This is a genomic window from Streptococcus sp. AM43-2AT, from assembly GCF_003603405.1.
Taxonomy (GTDB): Bacteria; Bacillota; Bacilli; order Lactobacillales; family Streptococcaceae; genus Streptococcus; species Streptococcus ilei.
Map to the genome: position 1 here is coordinate 331070 of NZ_QTND01000001.1, position 20023 is coordinate 351092.

At 41.0% G+C, this 20023-nt stretch carries 15 protein-coding genes and 1 other annotated feature; all 15 genes read left to right on the forward strand.

Annotated features, from left to right (window positions below; all coding sequences use genetic code 11):
- The first annotated feature begins 4 nt into the window (after positions 1 to 4).
- Positions 5 to 772, forward strand: a complete 768-nt coding sequence (gene dapB, locus DW930_RS01615) for a 4-hydroxy-tetrahydrodipicolinate reductase (RefSeq protein ID WP_123159155.1) — start codon at positions 5 to 7, stop codon at positions 770 to 772.
- Positions 769 to 1989 (forward strand): CCA tRNA nucleotidyltransferase, encoded by a 1221-nt coding sequence (locus tag DW930_RS01620; protein ID WP_123159156.1) that lies wholly within the window; start codon positions 769 to 771, stop codon positions 1987 to 1989. Before dapB ends, DW930_RS01620 begins: the two co-directional genes overlap by 4 nt.
- Positions 1986 to 3857, forward strand: coding sequence for an ABC-F family ATP-binding cassette domain-containing protein (locus DW930_RS01625; RefSeq protein WP_123159157.1), 1872 nt, complete (start codon positions 1986 to 1988; stop codon positions 3855 to 3857). Before DW930_RS01620 ends, DW930_RS01625 begins: the two co-directional genes overlap by 4 nt.
- Positions 3858 to 3867: 10 nt before the next feature.
- Positions 3868 to 4398, forward strand: coding sequence for a DUF308 domain-containing protein (locus DW930_RS01630; RefSeq protein WP_123159158.1), 531 nt, complete (start codon positions 3868 to 3870; stop codon positions 4396 to 4398).
- A gap of 133 nt (positions 4399 to 4531) precedes the next feature.
- Complete coding sequence (locus DW930_RS01635; RefSeq protein WP_117744290.1) at positions 4532 to 5491, forward strand: ROK family glucokinase; 960 nt, start codon at positions 4532 to 4534, stop codon at positions 5489 to 5491.
- A gap of 94 nt (positions 5492 to 5585) precedes the next feature.
- Positions 5586 to 6425 (forward strand): thymidylate synthase, encoded by an 840-nt coding sequence (locus DW930_RS01640; protein WP_117744289.1) that lies wholly within the window; start codon positions 5586 to 5588, stop codon positions 6423 to 6425.
- A gap of 245 nt (positions 6426 to 6670) precedes the next feature.
- Positions 6671 to 13366 (forward strand): CshA/CshB family fibrillar adhesin-related protein, encoded by a 6696-nt coding sequence (locus DW930_RS01645; RefSeq protein WP_123159159.1) that lies wholly within the window; start codon positions 6671 to 6673, stop codon positions 13364 to 13366.
- Positions 13367 to 13515: 149 nt separating this feature from the next.
- On the forward strand, positions 13516 to 14028 hold the full coding sequence (locus DW930_RS01650; RefSeq protein ID WP_123159160.1) for a dihydrofolate reductase: 513 nt from the start codon (positions 13516 to 13518) through the stop codon (positions 14026 to 14028).
- A gap of 210 nt (positions 14029 to 14238) precedes the next feature.
- Positions 14239 to 15471, forward strand: coding sequence for an ATP-dependent Clp protease ATP-binding subunit ClpX (gene clpX / locus DW930_RS01660; protein ID WP_117744285.1), 1233 nt, complete (start codon positions 14239 to 14241; stop codon positions 15469 to 15471).
- An 11-nt stretch (positions 15472 to 15482) separates the two neighbouring features.
- A complete protein-coding gene (gene yihA, locus DW930_RS01665; protein WP_120701913.1) occupies positions 15483 to 16079 on the forward strand; it encodes a ribosome biogenesis GTP-binding protein YihA/YsxC in 597 nt (198 codons plus the stop codon).
- A gap of 173 nt (positions 16080 to 16252) precedes the next feature.
- Positions 16253 to 16924: a glucosaminidase domain-containing protein gene (locus tag DW930_RS01670; RefSeq protein WP_243634249.1), complete on the forward strand. Its 672-nt coding sequence runs from the start codon at positions 16253 to 16255 to the stop codon at positions 16922 to 16924.
- Positions 16925 to 17114: 190 nt separating this feature from the next.
- A complete protein-coding gene (locus DW930_RS01675; protein ID WP_123159161.1) occupies positions 17115 to 17912 on the forward strand; it encodes a formate/nitrite transporter family protein in 798 nt (265 codons plus the stop codon).
- Between the two features lie 63 nt (positions 17913 to 17975).
- Positions 17976 to 18111: a sequence feature (ribosomal protein L10 leader region), on the forward strand.
- Positions 18112 to 18149: 38 nt separating this feature from the next.
- Entirely contained in the window at positions 18150 to 18650 is a 501-nt protein-coding gene (gene rplJ / locus DW930_RS01685) for a 50S ribosomal protein L10 (protein ID WP_006596316.1), read from the forward strand.
- A gap of 76 nt (positions 18651 to 18726) precedes the next feature.
- A complete protein-coding gene (gene rplL, locus DW930_RS01690; protein WP_001196965.1) occupies positions 18727 to 19095 on the forward strand; it encodes a 50S ribosomal protein L7/L12 in 369 nt (122 codons plus the stop codon).
- Positions 19096 to 19733: 638 nt separating this feature from the next.
- Positions 19734 to 19910 (forward strand): hypothetical protein, encoded by a 177-nt coding sequence (locus DW930_RS10430; RefSeq protein ID WP_165851206.1) that lies wholly within the window; start codon positions 19734 to 19736, stop codon positions 19908 to 19910.
- The last annotated feature ends 113 nt before the right edge of the window (positions 19911 to 20023 follow it).

A 20023-nucleotide genomic window follows, 5' to 3' on the forward strand; every position in this document is an offset into this window, starting at 1 on the left:
AAACATGCCAATTAAAGTAGTGATTGCGGGTTTTAAAGGTAGAATGGGCCAAGCGGCTTATCACATGGTGTTAGAAGATCCTGAGCTTGAACTAGTTGGCTTGATTGATCCCCATGCCTCTGAGAATGAGTTGGCGGGTGTTCCAGTCTTTCATGACAAGGAAGGGATTTTGAACCTGGATGCGGATGTGTGGATTGACTTCACCATCCCTAAAGTTGCCTATGAGCATACCCGTTTTGCTTTGGAGCATGGACTGGCGCCTGTGGTCGGGACGACAGGATTTACAACAGAAGAAATCACTGACTTGATTGATTTGTCTCGTGAGAAGAATATTGGAGGGCTCATCGCGCCAAACTTTGCCATTGGGGCGGTCTTGCTCATGCAATTTGCAGCGCAGGCAGCTAAGTACTTTCCAAATGTAGAAATCATTGAGTTGCACCATGATAAGAAGAAGGATGCTCCTAGTGGGACTGCTGTGAAGACGGCTGAGCTTATCAGTCAGGTCCGTCAACCGCAAGAGCAGGGTGCACCGGACGAAGAAGAAAGTCTGCCAGGAGCTCGTGGTGCCAACTACCAAGGGATGCATATCCATTCAGTTCGCTTGCCTGGTCTGGTAGCCCACCAAGAAGTGATTTTCGGTAGTCAAGGAGAAGGATTGACCTTACGCCACGATTCCTATGATCGGGTGTCCTTCATGACAGGGGTTAATCTAGGAGTAAAAGAAGTAGTCAAGCGTCATGAGCTTGTCTATGGTTTAGAACATCTATTATGAGATTAAAAAAACTGCCTTCTGAATTTCAGGAGGCTTTGCCAATATTAGAAAAGATTCGAAAAGCTGGGTATGAAGCTTATTTCGTAGGAGGCTCTGTGCGAGATGCTATTTTAGGTCGTCCAATTCACGATGTAGACATCGCTTCTTCCTCTTACCCAGAAGAGACTAAGGCTATTTTCGAGCGGACCATTGATGTAGGGATTGAACACGGGACGGTCTTAGTTTTAGAGAACCATCAGGAATATGAAATTACCACCTTTCGGACAGAGGATGTCTATGTGGATTATCGGAGACCCAGCTCGGTAAGTTTTGTGCGCTCGCTAGAGGAAGATCTTAAGCGCCGAGATTTTACTGTCAACGCCTTTGCTTTGAGTGAAGAAGGGGAAATCATTGATCTGTTTAATGGTCTGGAAGATTTGGAGAATCGGATTTTAAGAGCTGTTGGAGTGGCAACAGAACGCTTTAACGAGGATGCTCTTCGGATCATGCGTGGATTTCGTTTTCAAGCCAGTCTTGGCTTTGATCTAGAAGAAGAGACCTTTAAAGCTATGACAGATTGCGCCCCCTTGCTAGAAAAGATCTCTGTCGAGCGCGTCTTTATTGAGTTAGATAAGCTCCTCTTAGCCCCTTATTGGCGTAAGGGCTTAGAAGGGCTGATTGCTAGCCATAGCTATCAGTATCTTCCTCTCTTGCAGAATAGTCGCTCTTCACTAGAGAAACTTTTCCAGCTAAGGATGGACTATAACTTTACGAGTTCCGAGCAAGCATGGGCTGCCTTACTCTTGACCTTAGATGAGAATAAGGTTTCTGCTTTTTTCAAGAAATGGAAAACGTCTCGTGACTTCGCTAAGAAGGTCGAGCAGTTGGTTGAAATCTACCGCTTACGAGAAAAAGCTCGTTTAAATCGTCGGGACGTCTACCGCTATGATAAGTCTCTGCTCTTATCAGCGGAAGAACTACGTCAGGCTCATGGATTGTCCGTAGATTTTCAAGTCATTGAGGAATTGTATGATTCTCTAGCTATTCATGATAAGCATGAAATTGTAGTCAATGGTGGGATGTTGATCAAGGAATACGGCCTAAAACCAGGTCCAGCTCTAGGACAAGTGCTTTCTGCCATTGAATGGGCCATTGTAGATGGAATATTAGAGAATGACATTCAAGCGATTGGAGATTTTTTGAGCGACTATCTTGAAGCTAAGAAGGGGGAAGCATGAGCGATTTTATCGTTGAAAAACTAACCAAGTCCGTCGGGGACAAAACGGTCTTTAAGGATATTTCTTTTATCATTCATGAGCTAGATCGGATTGGCCTAATCGGGGTTAACGGGACAGGGAAAACAACTCTCTTAGATGTTTTATCTGGTCGTTCAGGCTATGACGGAGATCGTTCTCCTTTTTCTGCAAAGAATGATTATAAGATTGGCTATCTCACCCAAGAACCTCAGTTTGATGATAACAAAACTGTCCTCGATACAGTGCTGTCAGAAGATGTGAAAGAACTCCAATTGATTCGTCAGTATGAACTGTTGACGAGCCAGTACGATGAGAGTCAGCAAGCTAAACTGGAAAAAGTGATGGCAGAGATGGATTCTCTCAATGCATGGGAAATTGAAAGCCAGGTCAAAACAGTTTTAACTAAACTGGGGATTCAGGATCTATCTGCTAAGGTTGGTAGTTTGTCTGGAGGGTTGCGTCGCCGTGTCCAGCTAGCACAGGTTCTCCTAGGAGACCATGATTTGCTCCTGTTAGATGAACCGACCAACCATTTGGATATTGATACCATCGAATGGTTGACCAATTTTCTAAAGAACTCTAAGAAAACCGTTCTTTTCATCACCCATGACCGTTATTTCTTGGACAATATTTCAACTCGAATTTTTGAACTGGACCGTGCTGGTCTAGTCGAATATCAAGGGAACTACCAAGATTATGTCCGCTTGAAAGCTGAGCAGGATGAGCGAGATGCGGCTCTTCTTCATAAGAAGCAGCAACTGTATAAGCAGGAATTGACCTGGATGCGTCGGCAACCGCAGGCGCGTGCTACTAAACAACAGGCGCGGATCAATCGTTTCCACGACCTCAAGAAGGACCTATCTCACCAGACTACAGAAACAGATCTGGAAATGTCCTTTGAAACCAGTCGGATCGGTAAGAAAGTCATCGAATTTCAAGATGTCGATTTCGCCTATGACCAGAGCCCTATTCTGCAGCAGTTTAACCTTTTGGTTCAAAACAAGGATCGAATTGGAATTGTGGGAGATAATGGTGTTGGGAAATCGACCCTGCTCAATCTCATTGCTGGGAAACTCCAACCGACTGCTGGCAAGGTTGTTATTGGAGAAACAGTGAGAATTGCTTACTTCTCGCAGCAGATCGAAGGTTTGGATGAAAGCAAGCGGATGATCAACTTCCTGCAAGAAGTAGCGGAAGAGGTCAAGACTAGCGCAGGCTCTACGTCGATTGCTGAGTTGCTGGAGCAATTTCTCTTTCCACGTTCCACTCACGGTACCTTGATAGAGAAACTTTCTGGTGGTGAAAAAAAACGCCTCTATCTCTTGAAACTTCTCATCGAAAAACCAAATGTCTTGCTCTTGGACGAGCCGACCAATGATTTGGATATCGCGACTTTGACGGTGTTAGAGAACTTCCTACAAGGCTTTGGTGGACCAGTCATCACGGTTAGTCATGATCGCTATTTTCTAGACAAGGTCGCTTCTAAGATTCTAGCTTTTGAAAATGGTGGTATCCGCGAATTCTTTGGAAATTATACGGATTACCTAGATGAGAAAAAGTTTGAGCTAGAAATGGCTACAGAAAATAGAAAGCCAGAAAAAGAAAAGGTAGTCAAGATCCGGGAAGAAAAGAAACGGATGAGCTACCAGGAAAAGCAGGAGTGGGCAACCATTGAGAGTGAGATCGAAGCGATTGAAAACAAGATTGCAACTATCGAAGCTGAGATGAATGAGAATGGTTCTGACTTCGGGAAGTTGGCCAGTCTTCAACGTCAGATGGATGAAGAAAATGAGCAACTCTTAGCCAAGTATGAACGGTATGAGTACTTGAGTGAGTTGGCAGAAAACTAAAGGAGGCAGAATGCAGCATATTAGTAAATACAGTCTATTATTGTCATCATTTTTATTTTGTGGCATTGGATTTATTCTCTTTGTAAATCCAATCGAAAAGATTGCCACCTTTAGCTGGTTGATTTCACTGGGCTTTTTCTTGATTTCAGTTTCGCGTTTGTCACGTTACTACCGTCTACGGACCCAAGCGAGCTTGTCAGATCCCTATTTGTTCCAAAGTGCGGTTTCACTGGTCTTTGCAGTCTATCTTTTGCTCTATGGCTACAAGACCTTGCCAATTGTCTTTCCGATGACACTTGGTATTTGGCTCTTGTATAAGTCTGCTTTGAGTTTGAAAAAGGCCCATTACCTTTCCAAACGATCTGAAGAATTATCCAAGAAATTTACATTTTGGGGGCTTATTCAACTGTTTACAGGATTGTTTCTCATTGTTAGTCCTCTATCTATTAGTATCTTCTTGTTACATATTTTGGGATTGTTCTTCTTCATAATTGGCGTTCAATCCTTGAGACTCTTTTTAAAACTTCATAACGAAGAGTAAAGAAATCTGTCTGTGTTTTTGCAGACAGGTTCTTTTTTGCAAATGAAATTGAGAGAATTCTTGAAAAATGATTGAAACCCTTTTCACATTTTGGTATACTAGTGTCAAGAGAATAGGAACAAAGGAGTGTAAAATGTCCAAGAAAATTATTGGTATTGACTTAGGTGGAACATCTGTCAAATTTGCCATTTTGACGCAAGAAGGTGAAATTCAAGAAAAGTGGTCTATTAAGACCAACATCCTCGACGAAGGAAGCCACATCGTTCCTGATATCATCGCTTCCATTCAACATCGCTTGGAACTATTAAACCTTTCAGCAGAAGATTTCATAGGAATCGGAATGGGATCACCTGGTGCAGTTGATCGCTTCGAAGGAACGGTTATCGGGGCCTACAACCTTAACTGGAAGACTCTTCAGCCAATCAAGAAAGATATTGAGTCTGCCTTGGGAATTCCTTTCTTCATCGACAATGACGCTAACGTTGCTGCCCTTGGTGAACGTTGGAAAGGTGCTGGCGAAAATCAACCAGACGTCGTCTTCATGACACTTGGTACAGGTGTTGGTGGCGGTATCGTGGCGGAAGGAAAACTCTTGCACGGTGCTGGTGGTGTAGCTGGTGAACTTGGCCATATCACAGTAGACTTCGATCGTCCATTTGATTGTACCTGTGGTAAGAAAGGTTGCTTGGAAACAGTAGCTTCAGCAACTGGTATTGTCAATTTGACTCGTCGCTATGCAGATGAATATGCAGGAGATGCGGAGTTGAAACGCTTGATTGACGATGGAGAAGAAGTCACAGCTAAGACTGTCTTTGATTTGGCTAAAGATGGGGATGATTTGGCCTTGATTGTCTACCGTCATTTCTCTCAATACTTGGGTATTGCTTGTGCCAACATCGCAAGTGTCTTGAACCCAGCAAACATCGTCATCGGTGGTGGTGTATCAGCAGCAGGTCAATTCCTCTTGGATGGGGTTCAAAAAGTCTTTGATGAAAATACCTTCCCACAAGTTCGTACTTCAACCCAACTGGTGCTTGCTAATCTTGGAAATGATGCAGGAGTTATTGGAGCTGCGTCACTTGTCCTACAATAGAATCATACAAAAAGAGTTCTAAATTGAATCATTTAGAACTCTTTTTATTTATCCTATGTTATAATGAAAGTATTAAAGTATTTAAGGAGAATGAATGACAAAAGCAGATATCCTTTTTAAAGAAAATATTCGAAGAATTATGGAAGAAGGCGTCTGGTCTGAGCAGGCTCGGCCTAGGTACAAGGATGGTACAACTGCCAATTCCAAGTACATTACTGGGGCTTTTATGGAATTTGATCTAGCCAAAGGCGAGTTCCCTATTACGACGCTTCGTCCTATCGCCATTAAGTCGGCTATCAAGGAGATGCTCTGGATTTATCAGGACCAGTCTAATAGTCTGGAACTCCTAAATGACAAGTACCAAGTCCGCTACTGGAATGACTGGGAAGTGGGAGATACGGGAACAATTGGAGAGCGGTATGGTGCCGTCGTTAAAAAGCACGACATCATCAACAAGATTCTCAAACAGTTAGAGGAGAATCCTTGGAATCGTCGCAATATCATTTCCCTTTGGGACTACCAAGCCTTTGAGGAGAGCGAAGGACTCTTACCTTGTGCTTTTCAAACCATGTTTGATGTGCGTCGTGTCGATGGGGAAATCTATCTGGATGCAACCTTGACCCAACGTTCCAATGACATGTTGGTAGCCCACCACATCAATGCTATGCAGTACGTGGCTCTTCAAATGATGATTGCCAAGCACTTTGGCTGGAAGGTTGGCAAGTTCTTTTACTTTATTAACAACCTACACATCTATGATAACCAATTTGAACAGGCAGAAGAATTACTTCGGCGTGAGCCATCTGATTGCCAGCCTCGTTTGGTATTGAACGTACCAGATGGCACCAATTTCTTTGAGATTAAAGCTGAGGATTTTGTACTGGAGGACTATGATCCTGTCAAACCTCAATTGAAGTTTGATTTGGCTATTTAGGCTTTAAACAAAAAAATCACTATATAGATATATAGATAGGAAGAAAGTTTAATTTTTTCATAAAAATGAACCATACTTCCTATTATTTAAATTTAATGATTAGTAATATCATCAAAAATTTTAAAAATGATTAGTTTTTGAGTCATTTCACTTTGATATTTTTAACTAATCTGATAGAATATATAAGGTTTAAAAAATAGGCCAATAAATTAGCTTATTAATTGTAAAAAATTATGGAGGAGAATATGGGCAAAGATTTATTTAATGATCGCATTAGCAGATTTTCGATTCGTAAATTGAACGTCGGAGTTTGCTCTGTCCTTTTAGGAACACTCGTTATGGTTGGTACAGCGTCTAGCGTAGCAGCCGAAGAAAACGCAGAGAACCCAGCAACTGTTGCAAAGGTAACAGAAGAAGGGGCTCAACCTGCTACACCAACTGAAGCTCCAGCTTCTACGACAACTGAAGCACCCGCTACAACAAGTGAAGCTCCAACTTCAGCTACCACTTACAATGCTGAAGCACCAGTAACTCCAGCAGGTGCAACACCAACAACAACTACTGAACCAACAACTGCAGCTACGACTGAAGAAAAACCAGCAGCAACTCCTGCAGCAACAGAAGCTTCAACAAACCCTAACAACAAGGCAACTGAAGCAGCTGCAACAGATAAGAAAGAAGAAGTGGCTGCTGGTGTCGTAGCACCAGCAACTGAAACTCCTGCTGTAACAGCAGAAACTTCTGGCAAACGCCGTACTCGTCGTGCTCTCGGTGACGCAAATGATCCAAGTTTGATTGGGGATGACGTTGAAGACGCAACATCAACTCCAAAGGTTGAAAAACCAGGATATACAACAGACCTTGACGCAAAATCTTTGACTAGCCAGATTACATGGTTGGACTTTGGAGATGTAGCCAACTGGACAGGAACCACTACGACATTAGTACCTGCCGCCGAAACTAAACCAACTGAAAACTTACAAGAGAAAATGGCTCTTCAAGTTGGGGCTACCTATACTAAGGAAATCATGCCTGGATATGTGGTAACCATCAAAGTTAAGTCTTTGAAACCCTTCCAAGCAACAGAAATCTATAAGAAGCGACTAGAAAGCCAAGGAGCTACTGACGCAGAAAAAGCAACCTATGATCCAAATGCTCGAAACGGTTTTGTCAATAATTCAAGTTCACCTACTTCTAAGTTACATTTCAATAACGGTGATGAGGCCATGATTACCGCAGAGCCTCAAAATGGTTATACCGAAATTAGACATGAAGGAATTGATACCAAAGCCAAGAAGACAACCATTGCTTCAGCGATAAATGGTGGAAATATCGGAGTTCAGTTTGAAATCTCTGCAACCTTCCGTGGTAAGACAGTTAAGCCAGCTATTGTTATGGCTGATGGAGAGTCTGCCAACCCTGGTGAATTTGTTATGTTCACTACCAACGGAGAAGGTTGGCAACATCTTGGAGAATGGAAAAAAGATTATAAAAGAGATAGTGTACCGTACATGATACAAGATACGGATAATCTTTTTGGCCCTAACCCTACTACTACTATTAATGGTAAATCATTCTACGGAATTAACCTTAACCAACTTCGCGGGTCTACTTTAGTTGGCCCAGATAAGAAACCAGTCGCTTGGAAGTATTTTGGAAACCCTGACCAAGTAACTGGTGGTCTTGGGACTGGTGTCTTTGGGCCAAATATTTCTGCAGGCGTTTCCTCTGTTCCCCTTGTTATGACGCGTGGAGCATCTGAAGTGGGACTTTACATCGCTTCGGGTGGTAAACAGTCTGCTATGCTAGGGTTCTTCCCACTTGATGAAGGGGATGCTCCTGAGTCATATGGTAAAGCAGTCCATACCATTGCAACTGTTGACGGTGTTACTGGAGCTAAAGTAAATCAACCGTATCTTGGTAACGTGAGTCCTGATATGGATGAAAACACGACTCTTGACTGGTTCGGTGATGATAAGGCAACTACGGCCGATGAAGGAATTGACCAATTACTTCCAGATGAACTCAAAGGGACAACCAATGAGATGATCAAGATGGATCGTACACGCCCAGGGAACTACAAAATGTCAGTTCAAGCCCATTTGGATGGAGCTTCAGAAGCAAATATCTATGGTTGGGTAGACTTTAACCAAAATGGTAAATTCGATGAGGATGAACGCTCAAATCTCGCTACAATCACACAAGATGGCACTGTTGAGTTGACCTTCGCAAACAGTAAGACTTTTATTGATCCAAGTATCAACGAATTAGGTGCTCGTGTCCGGATTGCTAAGAAAGCAACTGAGATTGAAAGCCCAACGGGTATGGCTTTCTCAGGGGAAGTGGAAGACTTCAAGACTCAAATCACCCACCCACCAAAAGGGGAATTCAAGGAAACTTCTGGCCCTCAAGGTGCCAAACAAACAGCAACTGTAGCCTTTACAGCACGAGGAGAACACAAGTATCAACGTAACTCTCAGGCAGTTATCGACGAAACTGTAGAACCATACATCGTTGATAAAGATGGCAATCGTGCAACCCTTGATGCGGATGGTTATTACGTAGTTCCAGGTCAAGGGAAATACAAGATAACTGCCAACGGTAAAGACGTAGATGTTGAGTTTATCCCAGAAGATAACTTCCTTGGAACTGCAGATGGTATTTCTATCCGTCGTTCAGATAATAATGGCTATGATACTGGTTGGTCAACAAAATTCCCAGACCAAGAACCAAACATTGATGGTCAATTGAATACCATGGATGGTCTTTACATCCCAACAGTTACTCCTATTGATATTGAAGCTGTTGACAAGACATCGACTGATGTTCAAGGTGCAACTCAAAAAGAAACACCAACCTTTAACACAACTGAAACTAACGCAAATGGAGATAAGATTTCGGTCACTCCAAGTGCAGAATACCCTGCTAAGTTAGTAGATCCAGCAACAGGACTTTCTACTGATGCGCCATCTGTAACAGTAGATGGAGAAGGAACATATACGATCAATCCTACAACGGGCGAAGTAACCTTTACTCCAGATCCTAGCTTCACTGGTACTGCAAAAGGTGTGGAAGTTACATTGTCAGCGCCAGTTGGTCGCAATAAAGACGGTAAGGTTCAAGCGGAATACATCAAGACAGCTACAGCTAAGTACACTCCAACTGTAACTCCAATTGCCATCACTCCAACAGACAAGGTTTCTGAGGATATCCAAAATGTTCCACAAACTCAAACTCCTACATTTGAGTTGAGCAACGACAAGACTGCGAAAATCACAAGTAAGAAATTGGTAGATCCAGCAACTGGTCAACCTACTGATGAAACTACTGTGACAGTAGAAGGTGAAGGAACATATTCAATTGATCCTACTACAGGTGCGGTAACCTTCACTCCTGAGAAAGACTTTGTCGGAACTGCTAAAGGTGTTAAAGTCCAAGCAACTGCGACTGTTACAAATGCTAATGGTAAAACTGCAACTATCACTTCTGATGCAAGCTACACACCTACTGTAAAAGCAGCTGTGCCAACAGCAGATCCAGCTACATCTAAAGATATCCAAGGTGCTACTCAAACAGGTAAACCAACCTTTGCGGGTACAACTGTTTCTGTAAATGGTGAAGACAAAGAAATCACTATTAAAGATAACAGCTACAAACTTTTGGATAAAGATGGTAACGAAGTTTCAACTACAACAGCTTACGCGGAAGATGGAACAACACCAATCGGTACATTCACGATCGACCCAGCAACTGGAACTGTAACCTTCACACCAACTGATAAGTCTTACACAGGTAAAGTAACGCCTGTTAAGGTTCAAGCTGAAAGCTCAAACGGAATCAAGGTTGATACAACTTACACTCCAGAGATTGTTCCAGTAACTCCAACAGCTACACCAGCAGAAACAACTGACATCCAAGGTGCTACTCAAAAAGGTAAGCCTGAATTCAAAGGTGGAACTGTAACGGTTGATGGCGTTGAAAAGACTGTTGAAATCAACGAAGATGTTCCAGCGACATTTGACGATGGATCTACTACGAAGACAGTAGAAGGTGTTGGTACTTACACAGTAGCTCCAGATGGAACAGTGACATTTGTACCAGAAAAATCATTCGTAGGAACTGCCCCAGCCGTGACAGTTGTCCGCGAAGATAAGAACGGAACAAAAGCTTCAGCAACCTACACTCCAACTGTAACTCCTGTTAAACCAACTGCTACACCAGCAGAAACAACAGATATTCAAGGTGCCACTCAAACAGGTAAACCTGAATTTACTGAAGGTGATAGCCGTGTACCAATCAACGAAGATGTTCCAGCAACATTCGACGACGGTTCAACAACTAAGACTGTTGAAGGTGTTGGTACATACACAGTAGCTCCAGATGGAACAGTGACATTTGTACCAGAAAAATCATTCGTAGGAACTGCACCAGCCGTGACAGTTGTCCGCGAAGATAAGAATGGAACAAAAGCTTCAGCAACCTACACACCAACTGTAACACCAGTAACACCAACAGCTGAAGATGCAACTTCAACTGACAAACAAGGTCAAACACAATCTGGTAAACCAACCTTCACACCAGGTAACGAAAACGTCCCAATGGATGATGATACACCTGCAACCTTTGAAGATGGTTCAACTACGAAAACAATTCCAGGTGAAGGAACCTACACAGTAGCTCCAGATGGAAGTGTAACCTTCGTACCAGAAAAATCATTCACAGGAACGGGAACAGGCGTGACTGTTAAACGTGTAGATAAGAACGGTACACCAGTAACAGCTAAGTACACACCAACTGTAACTCCAGTAACACCAACAGCAACTCCAGCTGAATCAGAAGCTCCTCAAGGTGTGGTACAAACAGGAACTGTAACCTTCACAGAAGGTGATCCAGTAGCACCAATCGACAAGGATACTATTACTCTTCTTGATGAAAATGGTCAACCAGCTGAATCAGTCGTTGCTAAATCTCCAGAAGGTAAAGAAATCGGTACTTTCACAGTTGATAAGGAAACAGGTGTTGTAACCTTCACACCAACTGATAAATCATACTCAGGTGAAGTCGTTCCAGTTAAGGTTCAAGCCAAGGATGCAAACGGCACTCCAGCTGAAACAACCTACACTCCTAAGATTACTCCAGTTGTTCCAACTGCTGATCCTGCAACATCTACAGATATCCAAGGTAAAACACAAACAGGTACACCAAGCTTCACACCTGGTAACCCTGCAATCCCAATGGATGATGAAGTTCCAGCAACCTTTGAAGATGGTTCAACTACGAAGACAATTCCAGGTGAAGGAACTTACACAGTAGCACCAGATGGAACAGTTACTTTCGTACCAGAAAAATCATTCACAGGAACAGGTACAGGTGTAACAGTTAAACGTGTTGATAAGAACGGTACTCCAGTTACTGCAACCTACACACCAACAGTAACTCCTGTGACTCCAACAGCTGAACCTGCAACATCTACAGACATCCAAGGTCAAACCCAAACAGGTACACCAAGCTTCACACCTGGTAACCCAAGTGTGCCAATGGATGATGATGTGCCAGCAACCTTTGAAGATGGCTCAACTACGAAGACAATTCCAGGAGAAGGAACTTACACGGTAGCTCCAGATGGAACTGTAACCTTCGTGCCAGAAAAATCATTCACAGGAACAGGTACAGGCGTAACAGTTAAACGTGTTGATAAGAACGGTACTCCAGTTACAGCTAAGTACACACCAACAGTAACTCCTGTGACTCCAACAGCTGAACCAGCTACATCTACTGATGTACAAGGTGCTACTCAAACAGGTAAACCAAGCTTCACAGAAGGTGACAGCCGTGTGCCTATGAACGATGAAGTTCCAGCAACATTTGATGATGGTTCTACAACTAAGACAGTTGAAGGTGTTGGTACTTACACAGTAGCTCCAGACGGAACAGTTACATTCGTACCTGAGAAATCATTCGTCGGAACTGCACCAGCAGTAACAGTAGTTCGTGAAGATAAGAACGGAACAAAAGCATCTGCAACCTACACACCAACAGTAACTCCTGTGACTCCAACTGCAGAATCAGTAACTTCAATTGGTAACAAGGGACAAACCCAAACAGGAAAACCAACCTTTACTCCTGGTAATCCAAATGTTCCAATGAATGATGAAGTTCCAGCAACATTTGAAGATGGTTCAACAACTAAGACAATTAAAGGTGTTGGTACTTACACTGTGGCACCAGATGGTACAGTAACTTTCACACCAGAACCAGAATTTGTTGGTGAAGCACCATCAGTGACAGTTGTTCGTGAAGACGTAAACGGAACGAAAGCTTCTGCAACTTACACTCCAACTGTTCTTCCTGTGACTAAGTTTGTTGACAAAGAAGGCAAAGAAATCCCAGGATATCCTACAGTTGATGGTGAACAACCAAAAGCTGAAATTCCAGGTTACCGCTTCGTTGAAACGAAGAAATTACCAAACGGTGATACAGAGCACGTCTACGAGAAAGTTACAACTTCACACGTAGATGAAAATGGAAATCCAATTCCTGGTTATCCAACAGAAGATGGTGAGCAACCGAAGAAAGATATTCCAGGTTACGAGTTTGTGAAGACAATTGTAGATGAGAACGGTAATACTCAACACATCTACAAGAAGACGGTGACACCAACACCAGTTCCTACACCAACTCCAACCCCAACACCTACTCCGGTTCCTACACCAACTCCAACACCGGTTCCAACACCGGCACCAACTCCGGATCCAGTTCCAACACCAGATCCAAAACCAGTTCCAGAAACTAAGGAAACTAAATTCATCAATCCATCTGATGAAACAGCAGTTCTTCCTGAAACTGGTACAGAGGAAAGTTCAAAAACTGGTCTTGCTATTCTTAGCGCTTTGACAGGTCTCTCATTATTTGGACTTGCTAAACGCAAAAAAGAAGACTAAGATCTAGGATTTGCCTCATTAAAACCGCGAGAAATCGCGGTTTTTTTGACGGAAAAAATAAGAAGTTTTGCTCAAGGAAGCAATAGTTGGAAACAGTCTTTTCTTGAAAAATTTGATAAAATAGAAGTATCAGTGTAAAGGATGTAAAAATGAGTAAGAAAGTAATTGGTATTTGGGCTCAGACAAAGAATGGGGTAATCGGCAAGGACCAGGTGATGCCTTGGCATTTGCCAGCTGAATTGCAGCACTTTAAACAAACGACTACAGGCCATGCGATTCTCATGGGAAGAGTTACCTACGAAGGTTTAAACAAACGCGTCCTCCCAAATCGGACCAATATCATTCTCTCTAGAGATGACAAATATGATGTAGAGAATGAAAAAGTTTTGTTAAAAACCTCAGTTGAGGACGTTTTCAACTGGTATAAGGATCAGGATTTGTCGCTCTTTATTATCGGTGGTGAGAAGGTCATTCGTCTTTTCGAGCCTTATCTAGAGGAGCTCTATCAGACTGTCATCGATGCCGAATTGGAAGGTGATACTTACTTCCCAGAAGACTTCCAGTGGGATCAGTTTCGCTTACTAGACGAGCGGACAATCGAAAAAGATGAAAAAAACCCTTACGACTTTACCATTAGACATTTTGAAAGAAAGGAAGACTAGTTCATGGAACGTAGTATTTTTGGCTTTTTTACAGCTGTTTTATGCGTGATTTGCCTAGTATGTGCTTCCCAGACCTTTCGGAAAAAGCGCTATGGCTTAGCTACGCTCTTCTTGTTAAATGCCTTTACTAATCTTGTGAATTCTATTCACGCCTTTTATATGACTTTATTTAGATAAATTACAAACAGACTTTAGAATCGGGAGAAGAAAATGCCTACAAATCAATCAAACGATATGATGGTTTATTGTTCCTTCTGCGGGAAAAACCAAGACGAAGTACAGAAGATTATCGCTGGGAACAATGCCTTTATCTGTAATGAATGTGTTGAGTTAGCTCAAGAAATCATTCGAGAAGAACTTGCTGAGGAAGTCTTGTCAGACCTTTCAGAAGTTCCAAAACCAATCGAACTCCTCAATATCCTTAACCACTATGTCATCGGTCAGGATCGTGCTAAACGAGCGCTAGCAGTAGCTGTCTACAATCACTACAAACGGATTAACTTCCACGAAAATCGTGAAGAAGACAACGATGTAGATCTACAAAAATCAAACATTTTGATGGTCGGTCCTACAGGCTCCGGAAAAACTTTCTTGGCTCAAACGCTTGCTAAGAGCTTAAACGTACCATTTGCTATCGCCGATGCAACAGCCTTGACAGAAGCGGGTTATGTCGGAGAAGACGTTGAGAACATCCTTCTTAAGCTGTTGCAAGCAGCTGACTTCAATATTGAACGTGCAGAGCGAGGCATCATCTATGTTGATGAAATCGATAAGATTGCCAAGAAGAGCGAGAATGTCTCTATCACCCGTGATGTGTCTGGTGAAGGGGTACAGCAAGCCCTCTTGAAGATCATCGAGGGAACTGTTGCCAGCGTGCCACCTCAAGGAGGACGCAAGCATCCACAACAAGAGATGATCCAAGTCGACACCAAAAACATTCTTTTCATCGTAGGTGGAGCCTTTGATGGGATTGAAGAAATTGTGAAGCAACGTCTAGGTGAAAAGATTATCGGATTTGGCCAAAACAACAAAGCCATTGATGAATCCAGCTCTTATATGCAAGAAATCATTGCAGAAGATATCCAAAAATTCGGTATTATTCCTGAGTTAATTGGTCGTCTTCCTGTTCTTGCTGCTTTGGAGCAACTGACAGTTGAAGATCTGGTCCGTATTTTGAAAGAACCAAGAAATGCCTTGGTGAAACAATACCAAGCTCTCTTATCCTTTGATGATGTTGAATTAGAATTTGATGACGAAGCGCTTGAAGAAATTGCAAGTAAGGCTATTGAACGCAAGACAGGTGCTCGTGGATTACGCTCTATCATCGAAGAAACTATGATGGATGTCATGTTTGAAGTTCCAAGTCAAGAAGATGTCAAACTGGTTCGCATCACCAAAGAAGCAGTTAAGGGAACTGAAAAACCAATTTTAGAAACTGCCTAGAAAGAAATTTTATGAAAGTAAATACTCATAATGCAGATATCTTGTTGAGCGCTACCAATAAAAGTCATTATCCTCAAGATGATATCCCAGAAGTTGCACTTGCCGGTCGATCAAATGTCGGCAAGTCTTCTTTTATTAATACCATGCTGAATCGCAAGAATTTGGCTCGTACATCTGGAAAACCAGGAAAAACACAATTGTTGAACTTTTTCAATATCGATGATAAACTTCGTTTTGTCGATGTACCTGGCTATGGTTATGCACGTGTCTCCAAAAAAGAACGCGAAAAATGGGGCAAGATGATCGAAGAATATCTGACAACTAGAGAGAATTTAAGAGCTGTTGTCAGCCTGGTCGATCTTCGTCATGAACCCTCAGCAGATGATGTTCAAATGTATGAATTTTTAAAATATTACGAGATTCCTGTTATCTTAGTTGCGACCAAAGCTGATAAAATTCCAAGAGGGAAATGGAACAAGCACGAATCCATGATTAAGAAGAAGTTGGATTTTGATAAATCAGATACCTTTATCATCTTTTCATCGGTTAATAAAACTGGAGTAGAAGAAGCTTGGGAATCAATTTTTGATTTTAGTTTTTCGGAATAAATCGTATTATTACTTGACTGTTATTAATTTGTTTGATTTATCTCGATATTGTAATTAAAATGTAATATTTAACTCAACATTTTAGGGTTTTTCTGTGCTATAATCATCTTAAAGACTATTCATTAAAACATTAGGAGATTATCACATTGAAAAAAATACTAAATAAATCGAAATTGATTGGATCATTAGTGGCTCTGGTTGCTGTAGGAACAGTAGCGGCAGCCATGAGTGAGCATGTAGGGAATGTTGGTGCTAACGACGAGGCTTATTCTCAATACGCAGATCCAACAGAAGCTTTCATCTCACAAATCGGTGAATCTGCTCGTCAACTTGGTCAAGAAAATGATCTTTATGCATCTGTTATGATTGCTCAAGCCATCTTAGAAAGTGGATCAGGTCAATCTGGTTTGTCATCGTATCCACACTATAACCTTTTTGGTATTAAGGGGAGCTATGCAGGTCAATCAGCAGTGATGCAGACTTGGGAAGATGATGGTAATGGAAATGCCTATACAATCAATGATGCTTTCCGTTCATACCCTAGCTACTATGAATCATTACAAGACTACGTTGCAGTTTTGAAACAAGGTCATTTTGCAGGAGCTTGGAAGAGCAATACAACAAGCTATCAGGATGCAACAGCTGCTTTAACGGGTGTTTATGCTACTGACACTAGTTACTATGCAAAATTGAACCACATTATTGAAGCTTACAATCTTACTCAATATGATTCACCAAGTGTTTATGGTGGATATGAAGGGACAGTTTACAACCCTTATCGCCAACAATATACGACCCAAGAAATCTTGAACTTGGATATCGCTTGGGCGAATCGTTTCTTATAATATATGAATTAAATTGAATTATAAACAGACTATCATAGTCTGTTTTTTTATTTCATCGTTTTAAATCGTTTTATTGATCTTTGTTATGGAACACAGTATTTTTATTTAAATTTTTCTGAAAACCTTTTCAGGAATTCCATTCTATGATATAATGAAGAAGTTCACAAATCCAATATATAAGGAGATTCAGATGGGAGAATCAAATTTTGTTCTTAAGGTAGAAGCAGCATGTCAGAAGAAGGAAGAATTGTATACAGCTTCTAAAGCTCGTTATGCGGTTCGATCTATGTTTGCGGGTGCGTTTTTGACAATGAGTACTGCAGTAGGGATTGTGGGGGCAGACCTTCTCAACACCTTCTTGCCAGGTTCTGGTCGTTTCTTATTCCCGTTTATTTTTGCGTGGGGATTGGTTTATTTACTATTCTTAAATAGTGAGTTAACGACTTCCAATATGATGTACCTTACTGCTGGTGTTTATTTAAAGAAGATTAATTGGAAAAAAGCTTTAGAAATTTTACTCTATTGTACATTCTTTAACCTTGTCGGTGCTTTGTTCCTGGCTTTCCTCTTTTCACAGACTAGTGCATTTGCAAACTTAAATCCAAAAGGCTTCCTTGGCTCGGTTGTAGAGATGAAGCTCCAACGTTCGAATCAATTGGTCTTCTTCGAAGGAGTTATTGCCAACATCTTCGTTAACATAGCAATCTTGTCCTACCTTTTCTTTAAAGATGAAACAGCGAAAGTTTTGTTGGCTTTGTCAGCTATTTATATGTTTGTCTTTCTTACAAATGAACACATTGCGGCAAACTTTGCTTCTTTCTCACTGGCTACCTTTAATTCTATTTCTAAAGATTTGCCTCATTTAGAGTTCTTCAATGTCCTTCGTCATTACGCTGTCACTTTTGTAGGTAACTGGGTAGGAGGAGGAGTACTCATGGGCTTGGCCTATGCATGGCTCAATCGTACAAAGACTATTTATAAAGATTAAATATTTTTTAAAAAAAGTTTGCAAAAACACTTGCATTCTTTTTTTTTATGTGATACACTAAATAACGGTTTGAAAAAACTGCCTAAGACAGTAGGGGAGCTAGACTCATAAATATCCTACCGAGGACAAAACGTATCATGTAAAAAGAAGCGTATTGTACTTTCGTGTCTAGGTTTGGGCGCGTTTTTCTTTTGGAAAAATTCCCCAAGCAAAATAATTACGGAGGTGAACACACTAATGAGTGAAGCAATTATTGCTAAAAAAGCGGAACTAGTTGACGTAGTAGCTGAGAAAATGAAAGCTGCTGCATCAATCGTCGTTGTAGACGCTCGTGGTTTGACAGTTGACCAAGATACAGTTCTTCGTCGTGAGCTTCGTGGAAGCGAAGTTGAGTACAAAGTTATTAAAAACTCAATCTTACGTCGTGCAGCTGAAAAAGCTGGTCTTGAAGAATTGGCATCAGTATTTGTTGGACCATCTGCTGTAGCATTTTCTAATGAAGATGTTATCGCACCAGCGAAAATCTTGAACGACTTTTCTAAAACTGCTGACGCACTTGAAATCAAGGGTGGTGCAATCGAAGGCGCTGTCGCATCAAAAGAAGAGATCCTTGCTCTTGCAACTCTTCCAAACCGCGAAGGACTTCTTTCTATGCTCCTTTCTGTACTTCAAGCGCCAGTGCGCAACGTTGCTCTTGCAGTCAAAGCGGTTGCAGACAACAAAGAAGACGCAGCTTAATCTTAAGCTACGCAGCGTAGCCTAGCTACAAAAAAATATAAATAAAAAATTTAAAACTTATTTGGAGGAACTAACAATGGCATTGAACATTGAAAACATTATTGCTGAAATTAAAGAAGCTTCAATCCTTGAATTGAACGACCTTGTAAAAGCTATCGAAGAAGAATTTGGTGTAACTGCAGCTGCTCCTGTAGCTGTTGCTGCAGCTGGTGCTGCTGACGCTGGTGCTGCTAAAGATTCATTCGACGTTGAATTGACATCTGCAGGCGACAAGAAAGTCGGCGTTATCAAAGTTGTGCGTGAAATCACTGGTCTTGGTCTTAAAGAAGCTAAAGAACTTGTTGATGGAGCACCTGCACTTGTTAAAGAAGGTGTTGCTACAGCTGAAGCTGAAGAAATCAAAGCTAAATTGGAAGAAGCTGGAGCTTCAGTTACTCTTAAATAATCGTTTATTGATTGTTTAAGGCTGAAAGCCGAGTTTAATAGCCTTTAGTTATTAATAAAGGTGATATAATAGGAGATGTTTCTTTTGAAACTTCCCCATAAACACCCCCACAATTTTTTGTGGGGGTGTTTATGAATTTTATTAAGGATTTTAAATTATGGTAAATGTTTCTTTCTATAGTCAAGTTAATAATTATATAAAAAAACCTCTCATATTATTATTCTATAAACGTTAAAAAATTAGATTTTATTAGATATTTAGTTACATTAGGTTCTTTTTATAACCAGAGTATTAGTTCTGACGGAATTGATTTTTATTATCATTTAGTAAAAAAGACTTTTGATACCCGTAACGGAGTTTTTAAAATTTCTGATGATTATTATAATTCAGAGTCCTCAATAAAAACGTCAATTTCTTATTTTATTGGTAGTCTATCTGCTTTTGCAATAGCTGAAAAACATTATAAACTCTCCTATTTATTCCATTCGAAGGATCCTGTTATTGATAATATAATGCATTATAATCCTAATAATAATAATTTTCCTGATTATGTATGTTTTTATAATATTATTTTTAATTCTGCTTTTTGATTGAAGCTAAAGAGATATACTAGAGAAAAACAAAATAAAGGAGTAGCTATGGCTATTGAAAAGATTATCGAATTTAACAAAGACAATAAATTCAAGGCCAAATTAGAGGCGAGAAATATTGACACTTCTACGGTTGTTGATGTTGAAATCGAAGATAGAGAATTGGAGCGTAGAGCATCAGATGAATTTTCTTTTGGAGCAGTTGAAAAGTTTGTGTCAGAATAAGGCTACAACTTTAAAACTACAGCAACATGGGTTGTTTACCTAGAAGATGATGATGAATTGGCCGTATATAAAGATGGGACTAATGGTTTTAGTTTTACAGGGAAAGTCCCAGA